Origin of the sequence: Lysinibacillus sp. VIII_CA, from assembly GCF_049943995.1 — a bacterium.
Classification (GTDB): Bacteria; Bacillota; Bacilli; order Bacillales_A; family Planococcaceae; genus Lysinibacillus; species Lysinibacillus pinottii.
The window spans coordinates 124,426-142,829 of the sequence record NZ_JBNFXM010000005.1 but is presented as its reverse complement, the minus strand read 5'-3'; the positions used below and the strand labels follow the sequence as shown (position 1 = coordinate 142,829).

General features: G+C 37.3%; 19 protein-coding genes and 2 other annotated features. Of the genes, 12 read left to right on the top strand and 7 right to left on the bottom strand.

The window, feature by feature from the left end; all coding sequences use genetic code 11:
- The first annotated feature begins 72 nt into the window (after positions 1–72).
- A complete protein-coding gene (locus ACP3VS_RS09510) occupies positions 73–600 on the top strand; it encodes a YfiT family bacillithiol transferase (protein WP_012295914.1) in 528 nt (175 codons plus the stop codon).
- Between the two features lie 98 nt (positions 601–698).
- Here ACP3VS_RS09510 and ACP3VS_RS09505 read toward each other — a convergent pair whose 3' ends face one another.
- A complete protein-coding gene (locus ACP3VS_RS09505) occupies positions 699–1,313 on the bottom strand; it encodes an exosporium glycoprotein BclB-related protein (RefSeq protein WP_031416594.1) in 615 nt (204 codons plus the stop codon).
- Between the two features lie 169 nt (positions 1,314–1,482).
- Complete coding sequence (locus ACP3VS_RS09500) at positions 1,483–2,682, bottom strand: hypothetical protein (RefSeq protein WP_036217674.1); 1,200 nt, start codon at positions 2,680–2,682, stop codon at positions 1,483–1,485.
- A 235-nt stretch (positions 2,683–2,917) separates the two neighbouring features.
- Between ACP3VS_RS09500 and ACP3VS_RS09495 the strand changes: the two genes are divergently transcribed.
- From ACP3VS_RS09495 to ACP3VS_RS09480, 4 genes are all read left to right on the top strand, one after another.
- Positions 2,918–3,556 carry a hypothetical protein gene (locus ACP3VS_RS09495; RefSeq protein WP_012295911.1) on the top strand — a complete coding sequence of 213 codons (639 nt, stop codon included), beginning with the start codon at positions 2,918–2,920 and terminating at the stop codon, positions 3,554–3,556.
- 86 nt (positions 3,557–3,642) lie between these two features.
- Positions 3,643–4,221, top strand: a complete 579-nt coding sequence (locus ACP3VS_RS09490) for a hypothetical protein (RefSeq protein WP_426388571.1) — start codon at positions 3,643–3,645, stop codon at positions 4,219–4,221.
- Entirely contained in the window at positions 4,208–4,492 is a 285-nt protein-coding gene (locus ACP3VS_RS09485; protein ID WP_426388570.1) for a hypothetical protein, read from the top strand. Before ACP3VS_RS09490 ends, ACP3VS_RS09485 begins: the two co-directional genes overlap by 14 nt.
- A gap of 11 nt (positions 4,493–4,503) precedes the next feature.
- Complete coding sequence (locus ACP3VS_RS09480; RefSeq protein ID WP_426388569.1) at positions 4,504–5,223, top strand: hypothetical protein; 720 nt, start codon at positions 4,504–4,506, stop codon at positions 5,221–5,223.
- 76 nt (positions 5,224–5,299) lie between these two features.
- Here ACP3VS_RS09480 and rpmG read toward each other — a convergent pair whose 3' ends face one another.
- Positions 5,300–5,449 (bottom strand): 50S ribosomal protein L33, encoded by a 150-nt coding sequence (rpmG, locus tag ACP3VS_RS09475; RefSeq protein ID WP_012295907.1) that lies wholly within the window; start codon positions 5,447–5,449, stop codon positions 5,300–5,302.
- Positions 5,450–5,624: 175 nt separating this feature from the next.
- Here rpmG and ACP3VS_RS09470 point away from each other — a divergent pair, with 175 nt between their 5' ends.
- Positions 5,625–6,812 carry a GTP-binding protein gene (locus tag ACP3VS_RS09470; protein ID WP_197150606.1) on the top strand — a complete coding sequence of 396 codons (1,188 nt, stop codon included), beginning with the start codon at positions 5,625–5,627 and terminating at the stop codon, positions 6,810–6,812.
- Positions 6,813–6,830: 18 nt separating this feature from the next.
- Here ACP3VS_RS09470 and ACP3VS_RS09465 read toward each other — a convergent pair whose 3' ends face one another.
- Together ACP3VS_RS09465 and ACP3VS_RS09460 are read right to left on the bottom strand one after the other, a co-directional pair.
- Positions 6,831–7,373 (bottom strand): isoprenylcysteine carboxyl methyltransferase family protein, encoded by a 543-nt coding sequence (locus ACP3VS_RS09465; protein ID WP_012295905.1) that lies wholly within the window; start codon positions 7,371–7,373, stop codon positions 6,831–6,833.
- Between the two features lies 1 nt (position 7,374).
- On the bottom strand, positions 7,375–8,457 hold the full coding sequence (locus tag ACP3VS_RS09460; RefSeq protein ID WP_031416591.1) for a type III polyketide synthase: 1,083 nt from the start codon (positions 8,455–8,457) through the stop codon (positions 7,375–7,377).
- A 391-nt stretch (positions 8,458–8,848) separates the two neighbouring features.
- On the opposite strand from ACP3VS_RS09460, the gene rsgA reads away from it, so the two are divergent.
- The 4 genes from rsgA to metG all read left to right on the top strand — a co-directional run bounded on the left by rsgA (position 8,849) and on the right by metG (position 13,090).
- Positions 8,849–9,928 (top strand): ribosome small subunit-dependent GTPase A, encoded by a 1,080-nt coding sequence (gene rsgA / locus ACP3VS_RS09455; RefSeq protein WP_171821127.1) that lies wholly within the window; start codon positions 8,849–8,851, stop codon positions 9,926–9,928.
- 10 nt (positions 9,929–9,938) lie between these two features.
- A complete protein-coding gene (gene fosM, locus ACP3VS_RS09450; protein WP_031416589.1) occupies positions 9,939–10,364 on the top strand; it encodes a FosM family fosfomycin resistance protein in 426 nt (141 codons plus the stop codon).
- A 15-nt stretch (positions 10,365–10,379) separates the two neighbouring features.
- Positions 10,380–11,027: an HAD-IA family hydrolase gene (locus ACP3VS_RS09445; RefSeq protein WP_197150609.1), complete on the top strand. Its 648-nt coding sequence runs from the start codon at positions 10,380–10,382 to the stop codon at positions 11,025–11,027.
- A 110-nt stretch (positions 11,028–11,137) separates the two neighbouring features.
- Positions 11,138–11,398: a binding site (T-box leader), on the top strand.
- Positions 11,399–11,455: 57 nt separating this feature from the next.
- Positions 11,456–13,090 carry a methionine--tRNA ligase gene (gene metG / locus ACP3VS_RS09440; protein ID WP_031416586.1) on the top strand — a complete coding sequence of 545 codons (1,635 nt, stop codon included), beginning with the start codon at positions 11,456–11,458 and terminating at the stop codon, positions 13,088–13,090.
- Positions 13,091–13,137: 47 nt separating this feature from the next.
- Here metG and ACP3VS_RS09435 read toward each other — a convergent pair whose 3' ends face one another.
- The gene (locus tag ACP3VS_RS09435; RefSeq protein WP_036162389.1) at positions 13,138–14,709 is read right to left on the bottom strand and encodes a 2-isopropylmalate synthase; all 1,572 of its coding nucleotides are present in this window, start codon (positions 14,707–14,709) and stop codon (positions 13,138–13,140) included.
- 92 nt (positions 14,710–14,801) lie between these two features.
- Positions 14,802–15,040: a binding site (T-box leader), on the bottom strand.
- Between the two features lie 495 nt (positions 15,041–15,535).
- A complete protein-coding gene (locus ACP3VS_RS09430; protein WP_012295897.1) occupies positions 15,536–17,230 on the bottom strand; it encodes a methyl-accepting chemotaxis protein in 1,695 nt (564 codons plus the stop codon).
- Between the two features lie 311 nt (positions 17,231–17,541).
- Here ACP3VS_RS09430 and ACP3VS_RS09425 point away from each other — a divergent pair, with 311 nt between their 5' ends.
- Positions 17,542–18,036, top strand: coding sequence for a DUF1648 domain-containing protein (locus ACP3VS_RS09425; protein WP_197224175.1), 495 nt, complete (start codon positions 17,542–17,544; stop codon positions 18,034–18,036).
- A 145-nt stretch (positions 18,037–18,181) separates the two neighbouring features.
- The gene (locus ACP3VS_RS09420; RefSeq protein ID WP_036164848.1) at positions 18,182–18,361 is read left to right on the top strand and encodes a hypothetical protein; all 180 of its coding nucleotides are present in this window, start codon (positions 18,182–18,184) and stop codon (positions 18,359–18,361) included.
- Positions 18,362–18,404 lie beyond the last annotated feature (43 nt).

Sequence of the window (18,404 nt, the reverse complement as noted above, 5' to 3'; positions counted from 1 at the left end):
ACTCTGATACGTTGATTGTTGATATCCAGGAATAATAATGACCTAAACATTTTGGAAAAGTAAGAGGGAAAAATGGAGGAGAGCAATTTGATTGATTTACGATATCCCATTGGGGAGTTTCAATGTCCAAAAGAAGTGACATCACAGCAAGTAAAAGAATGGATGGGAGATATTTACCTATTACCAAAGCAGCTTAAAGAAGTATTAAGTGAAGCAAGTGAGCAGGCATTGGCAAAATCGTATCGTGAAAATGGTTGGACCGTTAGACAGCTAGTCCATCATATTGCTGATAGTCATATGAACAGCTATACCCGTTTTAAGCTAGCACTAACAGAGGATGTACCAACGATTAAGCCATACAATGAGGCTGAATGGGCAATGCTCCCAGATTCAGAAATGCCAATAGCAACTTCGCTGACATTAATTGAAAGTTTACATGAGCGTTGGGTTTATTTACTGACAAATTTAACGGATGAACAATTACAACGAGCTTATAATCATCCTGATTCGGGGTTAACAACATTGGAACAAGCAGTAGGTTTATATGCATGGCATGGCAAACATCATTTGGCACATATCCAGCATGCATTAGCATTTTAGCTACATAAAAAGTAGACGATTTAGTTAAAATCGCCTACTACAATTTAATTATTAGGTTTGAAAAGATACTTATAACTTTAAGAGTTAGCGTTATTTACTTATACAATAGTAATTCCTGCACTTGCGTTACCAGTAAGAGTAACCAGAACAGTAGCTCCTGAAGTAGTCATGGAGAACACCATTAATAAACGATCACCAGTAGTTACTGGCACTGATACGTTGGCACTACCGCTTGCAATTGCACCAGCTAATAATGCTGCTAATGGTAAAGCTGGAGTTAAATCAACAAATGCTGCAGTAGGGCTGAAAACATTGCTTCCTTGAACTGCACGGTAAATTTGTGCTCTCACTGTAGCTGTTCCTGTTAGTGTTAAAGCGGCAGTTGCTGAAATTGTTGCAGCAATAGATGTAATTGTTCCTGGACGTGGAACAGTAAAAGCTTCTGTGGCAAGAGAACTTGTTAAATCAATATTAACGCCAGCAAGAGCTACACCTGGAACAGATGTACCAAAACCAACAAGGCTTACAGTACTAACTAAACCAGTTGCAAGAGATACTAATACAACAGGAATTGTTCCTGAAGAAAATGGGATAATGGAACCTGTAGCTGCTGGTGGAGTAATACATGCCGCATCAATACCGATAAATGGTCCAAGGGCAGTACAATCACCATTGCCTTTAGAGCAACCACACATTGAGTTGTTAAAACACATTTTTACACCCCCTTTCTTCATTATTCTATTCATATGTGAAAAGGGGGGAAGGGCAAATATCTACCTCTCCTATAAATTCAATGATTTCATAAAATCAATTTTCTATTGAAACAAAAAGACATCCACTATGTGTTTTCATACATAGTGGACGTCTTATAAAGTGATAAATTTAACTCCATCTTTTAAAGAAATCAAAAAATGAATTTTTTCCCTTCTTATTTTCTTCCTCAATCGGCATATTTACAGGATCAGGTTCCTTATTTTCTTCTTCCAGGGATGGATGAACCTCATAGACTGCTTCAGAATTATACACTTCGACATACTCTTCTGTTTCGATTGAAGGAGAATGATGTGTTTCAACTGTGTCAGCTGGCTGTGCTACTGTTTCTGAAATGACTTCGTTGAGAGGCTCACTAGCTATTGCAGTAGTGTCTTCACTAACTGTCTTGCTAAGTTTCTCTGAATTAACCTGTTCAAACGATCCTTTAGTTACTTCGGAAATCTCATGGTTGTTACGTTCATTTTCCGTTGGCACAGCCTCTGTAGGATCATCTAATTTTTCGGTTCCAGTACTCGATTCATGAACAATAGTTGATAGTAAATGATCATTCTCGATGTTTTCCTCACTTAAAGTGGGCTGTACAGCAGATGGATCATAAACACTTACTGGAACTTCCTTTGCATCCGTGGCATTTTTAAAATGGAAGGTGGATTCAACTGTCGTGTTTCTGAATAAACCATTGTATATATGGCTTGGATGCGTATTAATGGATTGAAAATATTGCTGATTAAAATGCCGCTCTTCTGGTTTAGCTACCTGCTGGTCATTGTGAGGAGGTGGAGCCCCATTATTATTGACATTTTGTTGGTGGTTTATGGCTTTACCTGCCAAACTTTGTAATAGTCTATAAGATGGTTGTGCTGATGTTATCGTAGTTTTATCTGCTGTCTGTGTCATTCTAGGTTGTTGTCTAGGCAAATGAGTAGCCGAAGTTTGAGAAGGCATTTTAATGGCGGGAGAAATGGTTGTTGTATCATTTCCTTCAACAGTTAATAATTTGTTTAAAACTGCTAAAATTTCTTGATTCATTTCTTCCATGGTTTGATTCAGAGACTCAATCTGTATGGAAAGAAGCCTTATTTGATCATCATATCCTTTTATATAGGAATTTTGCTTAGTATCCAATGTCTCTGTAATCCCCTCTAAATGGGCTATCTGTGTTTTCAGTCCATCAAACCCCTGCTTCATATAAAGGAAATCTTCAATTGACGATCCCGTTTTTAATGATGATAACGATTCTCTATAGGTTTCAATTTTTTGCTTTAAATTTTCAATCTCTTGAGTGGTGTACAATTTTGACTCCTCCATTGTAGTTCACCCCTTTCATTCCATTATTAGTTTATTAAAAATATTGACTTTCTGTTACAAATATACCTGTTCCTTCAACATTTTAGTTCTTATTATAAAGAAAGAACTGTAAGACAAAATGATTGTCGTTGATTTTTATAAATATCCAATGTAACTATTTATTAGCCCATGCACTTATAGCTGAAAAACATATGCTACAAACGAAAGATAAAAAACTTATGGAGGTGTCAAAAGGATGCAAGAACATATGCCATCCCAGGCGCAGGAACTGATTTGTATAAATGTTGATAAGGTATATGACTGGATTGTAAAGGAAATGTCATTTGATATTTCACCAACTGGAGCAATTACATTCCCAGGCGTAACAGCAGCTACTGACTTAACAGGTGCTATTGTTACATGTCGAGTAATTCCAGCAGCTACAAATCCAATTGTGATCCTAAACCGTGAGAATCGCCAATTCTCTATCGATGGATCAACTGTTTGTCTACAACATTTAAATATTCAAAAGAATTTCATTCTTACGATCGTTGTTACATTACCAAATGGAACAATGTTCACAAGCGCAGAGATTCCTGTTTCACGCTGTGAGCAAGTGACATTATGTGCACCTAAGGGTACAGATGTAGAAATTCTATATACAGATTTAGATTGCTTCGTTTGTACAACTGGTACACTTACAGCTGCAGCAGGTGCAATTACGTTTTCTGCGTTAACAATTACTGTTGCTGTTTGCCAAAGCATTCAATCAACATTCCCAGTTACTGTGGAATTCTTAGCAACTTTCTGCGAACCAAGAGCAGATTTACCATTCACATGTCCAACTGCGGTTCGTCCACAACAATGCCCAGTTATTTTCCCAACTGTTGGTTAGTAGTGCTAACAAATAGAGGAAAGTCATATCATGAAGAGAGGGTTATCCTCTCTTTTTTTTTATGAATCATAGTAAGGGGGCATTAAGTGATAACACGAATAGAAGACAAGATACAAGCGGTGAAAGAACAGACAAACATGTATGTTCAAGAAATAAAAAAGCTGGTAGAAGAGCTAGCAGTTCAAAATAAGATTAGTCTAATCAGTTATTTTACATCCTCGTTCAATATATCCTATGACTCTGAGCAAGAAAGTCTTTGTTTAGGCTCCTACCATATTCGTAATATTGGTCAAACACCCGTCACAAATCCATATCTATGTATTAAATTACCGAAAGATTCTCCGTTTTATTTCTCGGGAAGGTATGTTCACGAAAATTACACACCTACTTTAAAGACACAGGGGCAAAGTAATTGGGAACGTTTTAATGACAAGTCTAGTAAGGAGGAATATTGGCTTAGACTAGTAGGGAAGTCCACCATCGAACCAAATGAAACGATTTCATTTACCAATTTTCAAATTAAATGGTCCCATAATTTATCGTATTCTGGCACTATTATGGGTTTTACATATTGTGATCAGCTAACAGATGGTGTGGTTGTGTTAAACCCAATTAATCTCAATGGAATTAGTCAAACGCAGGAGGGAAACAATGGTGGATCATGAAAAACAAGAGCTTAGTAGCGTAATCCAACAATTGATGAAGGACCAGCTTAACCGCCGTAATGTACAAGATAATAGCTTTGCCTTTCTTGAAAAAGATACATTGCAACAATTAATTGGCTATCTTGTCTCTGGGGAAAAAAATAATATCTTTGAACAACATGAACATTCGAAGCTACAAACAAAGTGGTTAAAACAACTAGATGAGGTGTTAGATGACAGTAAAGCACAGTTTGAAGAAGTCATTGAAATTCTAAAAAGTTTTTCAGGCTAGGAGGTGCAAGGATGGACAACGATATTGTCAAAAACAATGATCCTCTACAGCTCCAACAAATGATAATTTTTTTAAGGGCCGAATTAGCCAAATATAAAAATGAAGTGAAAAGGCTAAGGGATAGTGATTATTATGCATTAGTGCTACGGCTTGAACGGGAAAATATACAATTAACAAGACTCAGAAAAGATCTCTCGATGGAGCTATTAAAGTTGAAGCGAGATTTTGATAAGGAATTGGAAGCATATGATGAAGAGATACAAAAACGAGAGTTACAAAGGAAAAAACAAATTACTTCGATAGAGTCCTTATTAAAAGAGCTAAATGAGTTGCGAGCAGAAAATAAGTTATTAAAGGACAGCGTTAACGTATCTAATGAAGATAAAAACTATAGGTCAATGATTGAAGGGTTTGATAAAAGATTACATGACTTTACCATCGTTACAGGTGGACAAATGGAACGTATCTTAGAGACAATAGAACAATCCTATAGAGACAAAGTAGAGACGGACAGCCTATATCAACAATTAGTCAAAGAATTAGAGACGAAAAATCAAGAAATCGAAAAACTAACGAATGAGATAAAAGGCTATAAAAATCAAACTGATGACAGTAGAGTAAAAATGAATGGATCTATTAATCTAGACGAGCAGATCGATTATAGATTACGAATGCTTGATGAACTCGATCAAAAATTGAACGAGCTTGCATTCGAAATAAATAGAGAATAGATGGGATAAAACACTGTTTCTAGGGGGTAAGCATACCCCTTTTGAAACAGTCCCCAATTAATTAACTACTGCTAAATTACTTTGTTTCACGATGTAAAGTAGTTCGTTTTAAGCGAGGGGAATACTTTTTAAGCTCCAATCTCTCTGGATTATTACGTTTATTTTTCGTCGTGATATAGTTTTTATCACCAGTTTCTGTGCAGGCTAGAGTTATTTGTACGCGCATAATTATGCCTCCTTTTAAATAGTAATTATTACGATTTAAACAATATATTTTAGGTTGTAAATTGTCAAGTTTAATTTCGTATATAATAAAAAGCTTTGCATTTTATAAAATTATATGTTTTAATTACAAATTATAAATAGTAATGATTACGATTTAAGGAGTTGGAGAGATAACAATGAAAATACCTGTGACTGTATTAAGTGGATACTTAGGTTCTGGTAAGACCACAATGATGAATCATGTATTGCAAAACGAAAAGGATTTACGTGTTGCTGTTATTGTGAATGATATGAGTGAAATTAATATTGATGCTGAGCTTATTGCAAATGGCAGCGGTATCTCACGAACAGAAGAGAAATTTGTGGAGTTATCCAACGGCTGTATTTGTTGTACATTGAGAGAAGATTTATTACAGGAGGTGGAACGTCTTGCGAAGCTTGGCAATATTGATTATATATTGATTGAATCGACAGGTATTAGTGAGCCGATTCCAGTTGCGCAAACATTTAGCTATTTAGATGAAGAGCTCGGCATAGATTTAACGAGATTTTGTCAATTGGATACGATGGTAACGGTCGTAGATGCGCATCGCTTTTGGCATGATTTTCAATCAGGAGAGAGTTTATTAGAGCGTAAGGAAGCAATTGGTGAATTAGATGGACGGGATGTTGCAGACCTTCTTATTGATCAAATAGAATTTTGTGATGTCCTTGTATTAAATAAGTGTGACTTAGTTTCAATAGAAGAGTTAGAACGGTTGGAGGGTATATTGCGCGCACTACAGCCCGAGGCAAAAATAATCCGAACGGTGAATGGTGAAATTGATTCTACTGACATTTTGAATACAGGCCGTTTTGACTTCGAGCGTGTATCAGAATCAGCTGGCTGGTTAAAAGAATTAGAGTTGGGGCATGAAAACCATATGCCGGAGACGGAGGAGTACGGGATATCTTCGTTTACCTATACAAGTAGAAAGCCATTCCATCCGATGCGCTTTGTCGAGTGGTGTGACCACATGCCCCAATCAATTGTGCGGGCAAAGGGGATTGTTTGGAGTGCTAAACATCAAGATGTTGCGTTATTGCTATCACAGGCAGGTGCATCTGCAAAAATTGAACCTGTTTCTTATTGGGTAGCTGCACTACCAAAAGCTCAGCAGGAAGATGTTTTCCAACAAAGTCCAGAGGTGTTGGAAGACTGGGATAGCGAGTTTGGAGATCGCATGACCCAACTTGTTATTATTGGTATTGACTTAGATAAAGAACGTATTTTCAAACAGTTGGACAGCTGTTTATTAACAGATGAAGAGTTTCGTAACCCGTGGGAACAACTACAGGATCCGTTTAACTGGGAATGGCATTAATAAAAAAGAAGATTTCGGCTACGACTCCGAAATCTTCTTTTCAAACACTCGATTATAATTAGTGGCATCTCGTAAAGCCTTTTCTTCTATTGGGATTCGTACAGATAGCATTGTAATGTTTAATAGTGTAAAGCAAAACGCTGTAAAATATGCCTGGAACATAAGAGGTAGAAGGAGAATTTCCAAGCAAACGACGGCATAATTAGGGTGGCGCATAAATTCGTAGGGACCTTTACGCACAACTTGTGCGTGAGGTAGAATGAGAATCTTTGTATTCCAAAATGTTCCCAAAGAACGGATACACCATATACGCAATGCCTGAACGGCTACAAACAAAATAAAAAGTAATGGGAATAAGGGCGAAATACCATTGTTATTTGTTACTACTTCAACAATTAGAAACAAGAAGAAACTAATATGCATAGTGACCATATAAGAGTAGTGAGAGTTACCTACCTCATAAGCTCCCTGAGAAAACATCCATTTCTCGTTTCGTTTAGCAATGAAAACCTCTGTCAATCTTTGTAGAATGACAAGCGTCACAATTAAATAGAAGATCATGCTACTCCCTCCAGTTTAATAATACAGCTTCTGCACAAAAACCAGGGCCAAGAGCGACGAGTAAACCTGTATCCCCCACTTGTCCTTCATGTAACATAAATTGTTTTAACACGTATAACACGGTTGGCGAAGACATATTACCATGTTGTCGTAATATTTCCCGAGAAATGTCGGTTTTTTGAGAAGAAAGATAAAGCGTGTCTTCATAGGCTTTTAATACTTTTTTTCCTCCAGGATGTGCAATGAAATGAGTAAGCTGTTCACTGTAAATTCCTTGTTCCAGTAAAAACTGTTCAATATATGGTCCAAGCCAACTAGTAATAATAGCCGGAATGCTTTTTTGAAAAATGACATGAAGCCCATTATTTTTAATGTCCCATCCCATTACATTTTCTGAATTGGGCATCCATTTAGAGCCTGTCGCTAGAATAGCTGGTGATGGTTTTTTTGTATCAATCATGATTTCATCGCCACACACGAGCATACAGGCAGCACCGTCAGCAAAAAGCGAAGCCCCAATTAAATTACTTTTAGAAAAATCGTTTGGCTGAAATGTGAGGCTACATAATTCAACACAAACAACAAGCACCTTTGCATTTGGGTGTGCTTTACAAAAATCAAAGGCTCTGCTAACACCCGCTGCTCCTCCCGCACAGCCTAAGCCCCATAATGGAATACGTCTTAATCGATCGGAAAAAGTAAGCTTGTTCATAATACGAGCATCAATGCTAGGTGTTGAAATTCCCGTACTACTAACAAATATGATGGCATCGATTTCTTCAGGAGAAATGGGTGAATGTAAGAAGGCTTCATTTTGTAAGCATGCCTGAATGACGCTTACGCTGTATTGTGTAGCTAGTTCAATATATAAATTATTTCGCTCCTCAAATGAGTGATTTGTACGATGCCACTCAGGTGGTACACAAAAATGACGTGTTTCAATTCCACCATTTTCGAAAACCTTTAGATAGCGTTCTAATTTTGGGATTTTTTCATAGAAAAGCTCTTTTGTTAGTTCCTCTGCATTTGATTGCTGTAATGTGTAAGGTGGTTGATGTGTGCTAATAGAAATGATTTTAGGCAATTCAACATCTCCTCGCATTTATTGGTCTTGTACATTCTATGCGTTGAGGAAGTAGATACATGCTTATAATATTGTATTTGACAATTCCTAAAATTTTGTATATATTGGTAACAACTAAATGGAAAGTAGGTGATGTGACATGATGAATAAATCTATTTTTAGCGAACTGCAATTCGGTTTGTTTCATTTCACACGCCTAATATATACAAAGAGACGTCGTGCATAGCTCGATGTACTTGTATATCCTTTAAACGTGCGTGTGAAACCTTGTAACTGCCGAATTATGCAGGTACAAGGTTTTTTTATCGTGATTCAAATTTGCTGAATCAAGATAATTGCTTCTTGTGGAAGTCTGCACAGAAGCCTCATAGAAACGCATATTTAGGAGGAAATTAATTTGAATTTAACAACATTAGGTTTTACAAAATATTTTGAAGAGCAAATATTAGAAATGAAAAAACAATCTAAGTTTAAAAATTGTGTGCCTGCGAGGGTCACTTTAGAGCATAAGCATTCCTATCGAGTGTTAGCTCAAGAAGGGGAATGGCTTGCAACAATCGCTGGTCATTATGCCTATACATCTTTAGCTCGTGAAGACTATCCGGCAGTGGGCGATTGGGTGCTGGTAGAGAAAATGCCTGGTGAGGAACGAGCAATTATTCATCAGTTATTCAAACGAAAATCTGTCTTTTCGCGAAAAGTTGCTGGTCTAGAGATACAGGAACAGATTGTTGCATCGAATGTGGATATTGTGTTATTAGTCATGAGCTTGAATGCTGATTTTAATATTCGCCGTTTGGAACGATATTTAGTAGCTGCCTGGGATTCAGGTGCAAAGCCCATTATTGTTCTTACAAAGGCAGATTTATGCGAGGATGAATCAAGCTTAGTAAAAGAAGTTGAGTCAGTAGCATTGGGTGTAGATATTTTCGTAACGAGTGCTATTTCTGGAGAAGGCTTAACGGAAATTCAGGCCTTATTTACTGAAGGGGTCACTGGAGCATTGCTGGGCTCCTCCGGTGCAGGAAAATCTACATTGACGAATGCTCTGTGTGGCGAAATGCTGATGAAGGTATCAGACATTCGTGAAGACGATGCAAAAGGACGTCATACAACGACCCATAGAGAGCTAGTGATATTACCCTCAGGTGGCTGTTTAATTGATACGCCCGGAATGCGTGAGCTACAGTTATGGAATCAAGGTGATAGTTTATCATCCAGCTTTCAAGATGTTGAGGAATTAGCAAAAGCTTGCCGTTATCGTGATTGTACCCATCAAAAAGAGCCGCATTGTGCAGTGCGAAAAGCTATTGCTGATGGTGAACTTGATCAAAATCGTTTGCAAAGCTATTTTAAGCTACAAAGAGAATTAGCTTACATGGAACGTAAAACAAATGTCCAGGCAAAGCTCGAGGAGCAACGTAAGTGGAAGCAAATTTCTAAAGGTGTTAAAAAGGGAAAAAACAAATAGGAGCACACATATGACAGTACAAAGCATAAATCATCTACTCTTTTCAGTGTCTGATCTAGAGAAATCCATTGCATTTTATGAAAATGTTTTCGGTGCTAAGTTACTTGTAAAGGGAAACAGCACAGCCTATTTTGATGTAAATGGGCTGTGGCTTGCCCTCAATGTTGAAAAAGATATACCGCGCAATGACATTCAATATTCCTATACACATATCGCTTTCACGATCTCTGAGGATGAGTTCGATAAAATGTATGATAAATTAGTACAATTGAAGGTTCTTATTTTAGATGGCCGACAAAGAGATGAAAGAGATAAAAAATCAATTTATTTTACCGATCCTGATGGACATAAGTTTGAATTTCATACGGGGACTTTACAAGATCGTTTGGATTATTATAAGAAGGAGAAGTTACATATGGAGTTTTTTAATCATTAAGCAAGGAGTGATTTTATGACGAAAGCTTTTATTTTTGATATGGATGGCACTTTATTTCAAACAAATCTTATTTTAGAACCTGCGCTAGATGCCACATTTGATGTGTTGCGTACAAAGGGCTTATGGCAGGGAGAAACACCCATTGAAAAATACCGTGAAATTATGGGTGTTCCTCTACCGGTAGTATGGGAGACCTTATGTCCAATGCATTCAGTAGACATACGTGAGGAGAGCAATGTGCTCTTTCATGTAAAGTTGACGGAGCAAATCCGTAGTCGTAAAGGTGCGCTTTATCCACATGCTGAGCAAACTCTTGCCACATTGTCAAAAAGCTATCCGTTATACATAGCGAGTAATGGACAGGTTGACTATTTACAGGCAATTGTAGAAACCTATCAATTAGAGCGATTTATAAAGGGGACTTACAGCATTCAATCCATTGCTAGCGGTCATAAATCAGACTTAGTGAAAAAAGTAATGCAAGACAATGGAATTCAGGACGGGGCGGTAGTTGGTGATCGTTCTTCCGATATTCAAGCTGCCCGCGATAACGCGCTACTTTCAATAGGTGTTCGCTTTGACTTTGCTCAGGACCATGAATTGCAACAGGCACATATTGTGATAGATGATTTAACGGAGTTACTAAACATAGAGTTAGGCTAATTATGATAAACCCATTAACATTAGGTGAGCCTATTCGAAAAAATGGAAGCGACTTAACGACAATTATTGCATTTCATCGTAATAAAGCGTAGAATAGTGCCAATCCTATAGATAAAGCATTGAAAAGGAAAAGTAGATAGGAATAGCATTTTGTAGAGAGCCTCTGTTGGTGGAAATGAGGTAAATGAATCCTTTTGAAAATGACCTTTGAGCTTCGTACCGAAAGCTTATAGCAAGTAGATTACGACGAGATGGGCACTCGTTACAACAGCGGCAGTATCTCTTACTTTAAAAAAAGACGTACTGAATAAGGCAAATAGTGTGAGCTATTTGTAAATATAGGTGGTAACACGGGTAGACTCGTCCTAATCAGATTTGATTAGGGCGATTTTTTTTTACCATTTTTAATGAGAGGGGAGCAATTTAGAATGACTATCGTTATTGGAGGCGCTTGGCCGTATGCAAATGGCTCTTTGCATTTAGGACATGTAGCCGCATTATTACCAGGTGATATTTTGGCCAGATATTACCGTCAAAAAGGTGAACAAGTATTATACGTATCGGGTAGTGACTGTAATGGTACACCAATTTCTATTCGTGCAGCTCAGGAAAACACAACAACCGAGGCGATTGCTAATCATTATCATGAAGAATTTACAAAATGTTTTAATAAGCTAGGATTTACTTATGATTTATACACAAGAACGGATGCAGAGCACCATCATGAATCCGTTAAGGGCTTATTTTTACAGCTACTTGCCAACCACTTTTTATATAAAAAGAAAATTGAACAGGCTTACTGTGAGACAGATCAGCAATTTTTGCCAGATCGATTTGTAGAGGGTATATGCCCAAATTGTGGTGCAAAGGCGAGAGGAGATCAATGTGATAACTGCTCGGAAATTTTAGACCCACTAGATTTAATCGATAAGAGCTGTAAAATATGTGGGAATGAGCCAGTAATTCGAGAGACAGAACATTTTTATTTTACCTTTAGTCAATTTCAAGGGAAATTAGAGTCCTTCTTATCCGAGGCAAAGGCAGAGAAACGTTGGAGGGATAATGCATTAGGATTGACAGAGCGCTACTTAGCAGAGGGCGTTCCTGACCGAGCAGTAACGAGAGATTTACCAAATGGAATAGATGTTCCGGTTCCTGGCTTTGATGGTAAGAAAATATATGTGTGGATTGAAGCAGTGGCGGGGTATTTAACTGCTAGCCTAGAATGGGCAAAGCAACATCATATGGCGATTGAAGACTTATGGAATGAAGAAACGATTTCGTATTATGTCCATGGTAAGGATAATATTCCATTCCACACAGTTATTTGGCCAGCTATTTTGATGGGACTAGGTGTGCAAGCTTTACCGACACATATCGTATCTAATGAATATTTAACATTAGAAAAACGCAAATTATCGACGAGTCAAAACTGGGCCGTATGGGTTCCTTATATTTTAAGTCGTTATGATGCTGACTCTATTCGCTATTTCTTAACGACTAATGCACCAGAAAATCGCGATACTGATTTTTCATGGCGAGAATTTATTTACAGTCATAACGGTGAATTACTTGGTGCCTATGGTAATTTTGTGAACCGAACATTGAAATTTATAGAGAAATCCTTTGCTAGTCAAGTGCCACAGGCTGAAGTGGATAGTACTATTCGTAAACAAACTATTCAGCTATTTAATGAAGTGGGTATTCTTATTGAGGGTGGCCGTTTCAAGCAAGCGTTAGAGACCATTTTTGAGTATATTCGTGGAGCTAATCGTTACTTCGATGAACAACAGCCATGGTTACAAGTAAAAGAAAATGTGGAGGCGGGCAATTGTACACTAGCTACCTGTGTCTATATCATTGCCAATCTCGGACAATTACTACAACCATTTCTACCGTTTTCAGCAGCGAAGGTAAGAGATATGTTAGGAATAGATGAAATAATGTGGCATGAGCAAGTAGAGTTACCTAAAACCATTGAAGACATAACACCTTTGTTTGAACGGCTGGACATTGAACTAATAGAAGAAGAATATCAAAAGTTAGTAAGGGATAGTCGCTAGACTTGAAAAAGCAGTATGGCTGAATGAGGCCATACTGCTTTTCTTGTTTAATTCATAACAGGTGTTAATTTGGCCACGACAATGCTATTGATGGCATTCATATAGGCTAGGGCACTAGCTTTTAAAATGTCAGTATCTGCAGCTTTTGCCATATACTTTTCACCCTCATGCTCGATCGTGATTTTTACTTTTCCTAGCGCCTCTTTGCCGCGCGAAACACTATTGATATTATATTCCACTAGTTTTACATCCATGCTTGTAATTTCTGCAATGGCAGAATAGAGAGCATCAATTGGACCTGAGCCAACTGCGCTAGCCTTCAATACTTCGTTACCTTTCCGTACTTTAACGCTCGCTGAAGGGAAACTTGTATTGCTGACGACTTGTAAATCTTCAATATCAAAGAATTGGTCACTATAGTGAGTTGCATTCTTGTGAGAAGCATCATGTTTTTCATAATAGCTTTCAACAATAACGTATAAATCGTGATCGTATACTTCCTTTTTGGCATCCGCTAGCTTTAGGAAACCTTCAAAGATTCCCTCAAATTCATCTGTAGAAAGATTTGAAAACCCTAACTTTTCAAGAGCATTTTTCACAGCATGTCGGCCAGAACGTGCTGTCAGTACTAGCTCCATATCATCAAGACCAACGTCTTCAGGGTGCACAATTTCATAAGCATCACGAGATTTTAGTAATCCGTCCTGATGGATACCCGATGAATGGGCGAATGCATTATCTCCCGTAATAGCTTTATTGACTTGAACATCTAAGCCCATAAAACTAGAAACAAGACGAGAGGTATTAATAATTTCTTTAGTGTTAATACGAGTATCAGCATTATAGATAGTGCTACGCGTTTTTAGTGCCATAACGACTTCTTCTAATGCCGCATTACCTGCGCGTTCACCGATACCATTAATTGTACATTCGACTTTGTCGGCACCATTTTTTATGGCAGCAAGCGTATTTGCAGTTGCCATTCCAAGGTCATTGTGGCAATGAACGCTAAGAAGGACACTGTCGTCTAAATTTTTCATACGGTTGTTTAATTTAAAAATCATCTCACCAAATTCTTCTGGTTCTGCAAATCCGACTGTATCAGGTACGTTAATCATAGTGGCACCAGCCCTCATAACAGCTTCAATTGTTTTCCAAAGATATTCAAAATCTGAACGAGATGCATCCTCTGTGGAATATTGAACTTGAGGCAAAAGAGTTTTGGCATACTTTACAGCATCTACTCCAATTTGCAGAATTTGATCTTTTGATTTACTAAATTTTTTCTCCACATGTATATCGGATGTCCCAAGAACCATGTGAATCATAGGGTTTTCAGCGTATTTCACAGCATGGTAGACGGCATCAATATCTGCCTTTACTGCACGTGCTAATGCTGTAATCATAATATCGCCAGTAGTACCGACCTTCTCAGCTACAGCTTTGACAGCATCAAAATCTCCCTGTGATGAAGCGGGGAATCCAGCTTCGATAATATCGACACCTAATTTTTTCAGTTGCTGTGCTATTTCTACTTTTTCATATAAATTTAGCTTAGCTCCTGGCACCTGTTCACCATCACGTAATGTTGTATCAAATACCCAAATTTTTCTTCCCATTCTTTAACACTCCTCTTGTAGTTATCAGTATCTAAAAGCTACACGTAGGCCAATGATTCACTAAAAAATAAAAAAACTCGTCTCTATTTAAAAATAGAGACGAGTTTATGCTCGCGGTACCACTCTAATTGACCTTCTCTGTACAGAAAAAGTCCCCTTATCGACAGCTATCACTGTCTATCCTGTTAACGGGGGAAACCGACATCCCTTACTAGACTGTTCAGGGAGTAGCTCATGGACGAGTTCAAAATGTGTGTCTACCGATTTACACCAACCATCGGCTCTCTACAAGTACATCACCATTTTTACTATTTCCAATCTTGGCCTGCAATGTGTTGTTGAAAGCAATATTACTTGGATATTAATAACCTGTCAATAATTTTCTAAAAATTTTTTTAATTCTGTCTAAAGTAGTGCTCGTTTTGATAAAAATTTGATAATTGTGAAGTAAATAAATGGCTACTAAAAAAGCAATGTCTGTTAGAAAATAAAAGTTGTGAATGAACGTTAGAAAGGTAGAAGAAAAGAAGAAATTTGTCTTTGATTTAGAAGGTACAATTTGCTTTAAAGGAAGTCCTTGAATGGGGGGTTATCAATGCGTATAGACATGTAGACAAAGTGTGCATGCAGTTATTTTTTTGCCTCCTTTAGAGCAATACGTAAATCTATTGTGTTTGTTTAGGGAAGCGTCAGGTTGGTAAGAGAGCTACTTTACAAGTTGCTAGTGAGGAAGCAGCCATTATATGAAAAATATAAGTGAGTGAAAGCCTATACATATATAGAAAAAAACTGCTCGTTTCCTAGAAGGAATTCGAGCAGTTTTCATTTATTCTATTTTAAAGCGAGAGACTTCTGTTTGAAGCTCCTCAGCCATATTTGAAAGTGTTGCTGCGGAAGCAGCGACTTCCTCGATAGTTGCTAACTGCTCCTCAGAGGCAGAAGCGACATTTTGTAAATTACTAGAAGACATTTGAGCGATTGTTGCTATTTCATCGAAGGATGCATAAATTTGTTCCGCACTGGATGACATTTCTTCTGAAACTGTAGTAGCATCTTGAATTTGCATGGACACTTGTTCAATTAACTCTACAATTTTAGAGAAGCCTTCTTCAGCTACCTGTACCACCTGCATACCGATTTGAACCTCTTGTGTCCCTGTATCCATCACCTTTACAGCACGGTTTGTATCTTGTTGGATTTCTGCTATTAACGTAGCAATTTGCTCTGCAGATTTTTTGGATTGCTCTGCTAACTTTTTCACCTCGTCTGCCACGACGGCAAAGCCTCTCCCGTGATCACCCGCACGAGCTGCCTCAATAGCGGCATTGAGTGCTAATAAATTTGTTTGCTCTGCAATATCTGTAATAATGCCAATAATGTTACCGATTTCTATAGAATGACCGTCTAAATTCTTAACTACGCTTGCAGATTCTAATACAGCAGTATTAATAGTAGTCATTTGTGAAATCACTCGATGTAATGATTTATTGCCCTTTTGAGCCTCTGAATTCGTTTCCATTGCTAGTTCCGAAACCGCCGCCGTAGTAGATGCTAATTGCTGTATGCCCTTTGTCATATTTTTCATCGCTTCAGAGCTTTCTGTAGCATTTTTACCTTGAGCTTCAGAGCCACTTGCCACTTCTTGAATCGAAGAAGTAATCTGCTCTGTCGCTTGGATGGTTTGGTCAGCACTTGCTGTTAATTCTGCAGCAGAGCCACTAACTTGTACAGTGTTGTGACGTACATTTGTAATTAAATCTTTCAAATTAACGGCCATTTGATTAAATGCTTGGGCTAAGTCACCCACTTCATCACGATTTTTAATACGAATCTGTTCAGCCGTTAAGTCACCTTCTGCTATTTTTTTAGCTGCCTTAGCCATACCGTTAATTGGTCGAGACATTAGACTACCAACAACCATTGCAATTATCAGACTTATGACAACTGCAAGAACCCCAAGAAGTATCATTTGGAACTTAATATCTTGAATTTGTTGAGATGTGGCAGCAATTTTTCCGTCAATATATTCATGTTGATAATTGGAAAGGTTTTCAACGCGTTCGTCAAATTGTTTAATAATGAGCCGCCCTTGCGTACTATCGAGCTTTTCGTACTTTTCCGTTTCACCTGAAGCCTTTAACTCAAACATACGATCGGCAAACTGCTGAACATTTTGCTCGCTTTTATTAATAGCTTCTAGAAATTTAATGGATTTTTCGGTCGTCAGAGATGCCATGAGCTCTTCAGATTTTTGTTTAAATTCTGTCCGAGAGTCTTGATTGCTTTGGAGATTTTGTTTATCTCCAAGCAGTAAATAGCCACGCAAACTAACAATCTCTTGTTTGGCAATAACGCGTAATTCCTGAATAGCGATAGATTTAGTTGTTTGCTCCTCCAATAATGTACGATAAGTTTTGTTCACAGAATCAAGCTGCTTTATATTTAAGCCGATAGTAGCAACTAGAACTAAAATAACTATAAAAAAACCGAGTAATAATTTCTTGTAGATAGTAAATCGCATAGATGAAATTTCCTTTCTCAGTATTTAGTAGAAATGTTACAAATTAATGAAATATGTATATATATCATTTATATCAGAAAATATGAATTTTACAAAGTATTATGAGTATTTCTACTGTAATAAATAGTTTAAAGGTGGCAGAAATTTGTGATTGAAGTAATAAAAAAAGAAGATTTTTTGCTAAAATATGCTAGAAATAAAGCGATAGTTAATGGTGTATATTGAATATTAAGCCAATATTCATAAATTTTGAAACTTATAGAGAAGTCAAAACGTAAATTACATATGAAGATGAACTGAGGTGGCAGGTAATGTATAGGCCTATTTTAAAAATACCTAAAACAAAGTCTGAAAAGGTTTGTGATTATATTGGAGTTATAATATTCCTCTTATCTATCCTTTATATTTCAGTTATGTGGGGTAAATTGCCTGAAGAAATTCCTGTTCATTTTGATGGTAAAGGTGAGGTTGATCGATGGGGTTCGAAAATAGAGCTCATTATTCTTCCGTTTATAGGTGTGTTTTTATGGATAACAATGAGCCTTTTAGAGAAAGCTCCACATATCCATAACTTTCCGGCTCGTTTGAATGAACAGAATGTAGCAGCATTTTATTTGAACAGCAGAAAAATGTTAAACGAAGTAAAAAATTTCTGTCTTATTTTATTCGCATGCTTATCATTCCAAATGGTACGAATTGCTCTGGGAGAGACTACTTCCATAGGATGGTGGTTCTTGCCAACTGTCATAATTGGGATAATGATGCCGATTATTAAAGGCATAGTAGGTACGCGCAAAATAAAATAAAGCTGAACTGTAAACGCTTGGAATATTTCGAGCGTTTATTTTTTGTTTCCAAGCTGTCATTTATTCAGTATACTATCAAAACTAAGATGCAAATGTATGAGCATTTCTTTAGCGGCTTAAAATGAGGGGGAGAAGAGGTGTTTAAATGATGCAAAAGAAATTTAAATTAAAGGATGATTTATCTATTTCCATTCATATCCAGCCACCTCATTCGATAGTAGACGATGTTTTTCACTCTAGAGAGGCACCGTATGACCGTATTATTTCTTTTGCGTTTTCCATAGATGCCATGGTAACTTATTTACAAAAAAGTGGTAATAGATAATAGTCTAATGGAGCAAGGCTATTTATTTTTTGTTTATCCTAAA